Origin of the sequence: Ensifer sp. (assembly GCF_031989085.1) — a bacterium.
Taxonomy (GTDB): domain Bacteria; phylum Pseudomonadota; class Alphaproteobacteria; order Rhizobiales; family Rhizobiaceae; genus Ensifer.
Genome location: NZ_DALZXU010000025.1, coordinates 1 through 1757 on the forward strand (window position 1 = coordinate 1; position 1757 = coordinate 1757).

Below are 1757 nucleotides of genomic sequence, written 5' to 3' on the forward strand. Positions count from 1 at the left end.
CTACCAGTCCATGACGACCTTGCCGGAGTTGCCGGAGCGCATGGCCTCGAAGCCATCGCGGAAGTTGTCGATGCCGATGCGGTGGGTGATGACGGGCGAAAGGTCGAGCCCGCCCTGCACGAAGGCGATCATCTTGTACCAGGTCTCGAACATCTCGCGGCCATAGATGCCCTTGAGGTTGAGCATCTTGAAGATCACCTTGTTCCAGTCGATCTCGAAGCCGGCCGGCGCGATGCCGAGAATGGCGATCTTGCCGCCATTGTTCATCTTGTCGATCATGTCGCGAAACGCAGGGGCTGCCCCCGACATCTCCAGCCCGACATCGAACCCCTCGGTCATGCCGATCGCCTTCATCACGTCGGCAAGGTTCTCCTTCGAGGCGTCGACGACATGGTCGATGCCAAGGTCGCGGGCAAGCGCCAGCCGCGTCGGGTTGATGTCGGTGATGACCACCTTGCGCGCGCCCGAGCGCTTGGCAACCAGCGCCCCCATGATGCCGATCGGACCGGCACCGGTCACCAGCACGTCCTCGCCGACGAGATCGAAGGAGAGTGCCGTGTGCACCGCATTGCCGAACGGATCGAAGATCGCCGCGATCTCGTCGGGCACATCCTCCGGGATCGGCACGACGTTATACTCCGGCAGGCAGACGAACTCGCCGAACGAGCCCGGCCGGTTGACGCCGACGCCGAGCGTGTTGCGGCACAGATGCCCGCGGCCGGCACGGCAGTTGCGGCACTTGCCGCAGACGATATGCCCCTCGCCCGAGACCCGCTCGCCGACATGGTATTTGGTGACCGCCGAGCCGACCTCGGCGATCTCGCCCATGAACTCGTGGCCGACCACCATCGGCACCGGAATGGTCTTCTGCGCCCACTGGTCCCAGTTCCAGATGTGCACGTCGGTGCCGCAGATCGCCGACTTCTTCACCTTGATCAAAACGTCGTTCGGCCCGACCTCGGGCACCGGCACCCGCTCCATCCACAAGCCGATCTCCGGCTTCGACTTCACCAGCGCCTTCATCATGTTCGTCATCGATCCAATCCTCAAATCACACCGAGGTCGCGGCCGACCTCTTCAAAGGCGGCAATCGCCCGGCGCACGTCGTTCTCGCTGTGGGCGGCCGACATCTGCGTGCGGATGCGCGCCTGCCCCTTCGGCACCACCGGGAAGGAGAAGCCGATGACATAGACGCCCTTTTGCAGCATGCGCGCCGCCATCTCCTGCGCCAGCGCCGCATCTCCCAGCATCACCGGGATGATCGGATGGCCCTCGCCGGCCAGCGTAAAGCCGAGCTTCGACATCTCGGCGCGAAACAGGCTGGCATTGGCGTAAAGCCGTTGACGCAGCTGGTCGCCATTGTCGATCAGGTCGAAGACTTTCAGCGACGCGGCCGCAATGACAGGCGCCAGCGTGTTGGAAAACAGATAGGGACGCGAGCGCTGTCTGAGCCACTCGACCACCTCGGCCTTGCCCGCGGTGTAGCCGCCCGAAGCGCCGCCGAGCGCCTTGCCGAGCGTGCCGGTGATGATGTCGATCCGGCCCTCGACGCCGCAATGTTCGGCCGAGCCGCGGCCATGTTTGCCGACGAAGCCGACCGCATGGCTGTCGTCGACCATGACCATGGCGCCATATTTGTCGGCGAGGTCGCAGACGCCCCCGAGATTGGCGATGATGCCGTCCATCGAAAACACGCCGTCGGTGGCAATCAGCTTGAAGCGGCTGCCTTCGGCCTTCTTCAGCTCTTCCTCCAGCGC

2 protein-coding genes are annotated in these 1757 nt (G+C 64.3%); both read right to left on the reverse strand.

What is annotated here, in order from left to right:
* Nucleotides 1–1035: an L-threonine 3-dehydrogenase gene (gene tdh, locus RTP54_RS31035; RefSeq protein ID WP_312367909.1), complete on the reverse strand. Its 1035-nt coding sequence runs from the start codon at nt 1033–1035 to the stop codon at nt 1–3.
* Nucleotides 1036–1046: 11 nt separating this feature from the next.
* The coding region (locus tag RTP54_RS31040) for an aminotransferase class I/II-fold pyridoxal phosphate-dependent enzyme (RefSeq protein ID WP_312367910.1) at nt 1047–1757 on the reverse strand (711 nt) is incomplete at its 5' end.